General features: G+C 68.8%; 2 protein-coding genes. One reads left to right on the top strand and one right to left on the bottom strand.

Going from position 1 to position 2,650, the window contains the following annotated elements; genetic code table 11:
• Nucleotides 1-1,720, bottom strand: a 1,720-nt coding sequence (locus VF697_RS42195; protein ID WP_331104255.1) for a glycoside hydrolase family 15 protein, incomplete at its 3' end; no start/stop codon positions are given.
• Between the two features lie 167 nt (nt 1,721-1,887).
• Here VF697_RS42195 and VF697_RS42190 point away from each other — a divergent pair.
• The coding region (locus VF697_RS42190; RefSeq protein ID WP_331104253.1) for a DUF4962 domain-containing protein at nt 1,888-2,650 on the top strand (763 nt) is incomplete at its 3' end.

The following is a 2,650-nucleotide window of genomic DNA, read 5'->3' as shown; positions in this document are numbered from 1 at the left end:
TGGCCGCCTCGGCGTGCATCACGAAGACCTTCTCGGCCTCCTCAAGGCGGTTGGACAGGGCCAGCGCCTCCACGAGCCAGAAGCCGCACAGGAGAAAGGCCCCCTCGGGCCCCCCTACCCCGTCGTCCATCCGGTAGCGCCGGAGGAACCGTCCCGCCCCCAGCTCCGCGCGCAGCCAGTCGATGGTCTGTTGGACGAGCGGCTCGCACGCCCGGAAGCACCCCGCCACCGGCAGCAGCAGCAGCGAGGCATCCGGCTCGTTGCCGCCATAGAAGCCCACGAAGTGCTTCCCCGAGGGGTCCACGCCATGGCGGAGGATGTCGGCGCGGATGAGGTCCGCCTCACGGGAACACATCTCCACGACCGAGGGCTCGGCGAAGAGTCGCGCCAGATGCACACCCCGGTGGAGCGCCAGCCAGCACATGAGCTTGGAGTGGACGTTGTGGCGCATCTCCCGGCGGGGCTCCCAGATGCCATGGTCCGGCTCGCGCCAGCGGCGGGCGGTGGTTTGGATGACCCGCTTCAGGAGCCCCCAGGTGCGCAGCGGCAGCCGGCCCCCGAACCGCTCGTAGAGGAAGGCCGCGTCGAGCAGCGCGCCAGCGGTGTCGAACTGGAGCTGGTCGCGCGCGTCGTTTCCGATCCGCACCGGGCGCGAGCCCTGGAACCCGGCCAGGTGCTCGAGGATCCGCTCCTCGGGCACGGGCCCGCCATCCAGCGAGTACATCACCTGGAGGGTCTCGCCGCGGGTCAGCGTGTCGCGCACGAAGTAGAAGAACTCCCGGGACTCGTCCGCGTAGCCGATCAGGTTGGTGGCGCGCACGGCCATGGCCGCGTCGCGGATCCAGCTGAAGCGGTAGTCCCAGTTCCGGGGCCCGCCAATCCACTCGGGCAGTGACGTGGTGGGCGCGGCCACCATGGCGCCGGTGGGCGCATACATCAGCAGCTTCAGTGCCAGCGCCGAGCGCAGCACATGGTGCCGCCAGGGCCCCTCGTACCGCAGGCGCTGGGACCACTCGCGCCAGGCTTGTCGGGTGGCCCGGAGCAGCTCGAAGGGTCGGTACGCGGCAATAGGCTCCGGCCGGTCCGAGTCCCAGGCCAGCACCATCCAGCGCCGCTCCCCGTTGCCAAGCCGGATGCGCGCCCGAAGGCCCGTCTCGCCATGGCGCTCCCAGTGGGCCTCCCCATCGAGGACCGCGACCATCCGCTCGCCCATGGAGCCATGCGCGACGAGCCCGTGCTCCGCGCACTCCACCCGCGTCTTCGACTCCCCGTAGCGGAACCGCGGATCGAAGACGACGTCCAGCTCGAAGGTGCCCTCCACGCACTCGATGCGCCGGTGGACCTCGTGGATGGTGGCGCGCGGGTCGTTCGTCCACGGCATGTAGTCGATGACCCGCACGACGCCCCGGCGCTCGACGCGGAAGAGCGTCTCCAGCACGTTGGTGTCCGAGTCGTACCGCTGCAGGCTCTCGAAGGGCCAGGTGGCCGGGGTGATGCCCGTGGTGCCCCCCTTTTGTTCATCGAGGATGCCCGCGAAGACGCTCGGGCTGTCGAAGCGAGGAAGGCAGAGCCAGTCGATGACGCCGTCGGGACGGACCAGGGCGCAGGTGATGCCGTCGCCGATCATTCCCCGGCTGGCCAGGGAGATCTCCCGGAACGAGTCCGGATTCGAGAATCGAAACGGCCGGTTCATCCGCTTGGCGGCACTGTAGAGATCCATGCGTCTCCTTCTCTCCGAGAAGGGTAGGAACCCTCTCCCTCTGGAAGCCTCAGCCCGTGAGGACACCAGCCGGGCATCCAGCGGCGTGCTCCGAGAGCGACCTGGTGGACAGGCCCTCCACCGCCTCCGTGTGAAGCCGCCGGAAACACCTGTGGCATTTCACCCCAATGAGGAACTTCATCGCGCGTGGGCGGTCATTGCTCTGCCTGCTGCTGTGCGTCTCCCTGCCAGCCCTGGCGGGGCCGCATCCCAGCCTCTTCTTCGAGGCGGCGCAGGTGGAGGGCCTCCGTCAGAAGGCGCAGTCCACCCATCAGGCCATCTACCAGCCGCTCCTGAAGGGAACGACGGACTACCTGGACACCACCCTCTCCTCTTCCGGGACGATCACCTGGAAGGGGACCGGGAACACCCGGCAGATCGGCGATCGCCGCGAGATCGGCAACCTGCTGGTGGTGTTCGCCTTCGTGTCGCAGGTGTCCACCGACAGCCGCTACTTCGAGTTGGCCAAGGGCTGGCTGCTCACCGTGTCCTCGTGGGGCAACCTCGATCTGGACGGCACGCACGACCTGATGCAGGCCCACCTGCTGGGAGGCCTCGCGGTGGCCTATGATCTGCTGGCCCCACGCCTCACCTCCGCCGAGGCCACGAAGGTCCGCGCCACCCTCCAACAGAACGCCACCGACCTCGCGCGGGCCTCCAAGGGTGGCACCTGGTGGGCGGACGAGTACCTGCAGAACCACAACTGGATCAACCACGCCGCCATCGGACTCACGGCGCTCGCCACGCGCGGGGAGCTGCCGGAGGCCACCACCCAGCCCTGGCTCGACCTGTCCGTGAGCAACGCGCGCAAGGTGAAGCAGATGATGGACCTGATCACGGACGGCACGTACCACGAGGGCACCGGCTATCTCCTCTACGGGCTGAGCTGGT

It is taken from the genome of Archangium sp. (assembly GCF_036388035.1).
Lineage (GTDB): Bacteria > Myxococcota > Myxococcia > Myxococcales > Myxococcaceae > Archangium.
The sequence above is the reverse complement of the archived record's forward strand: the minus strand, read 5'-3'. Positions and strand labels throughout refer to the sequence as shown.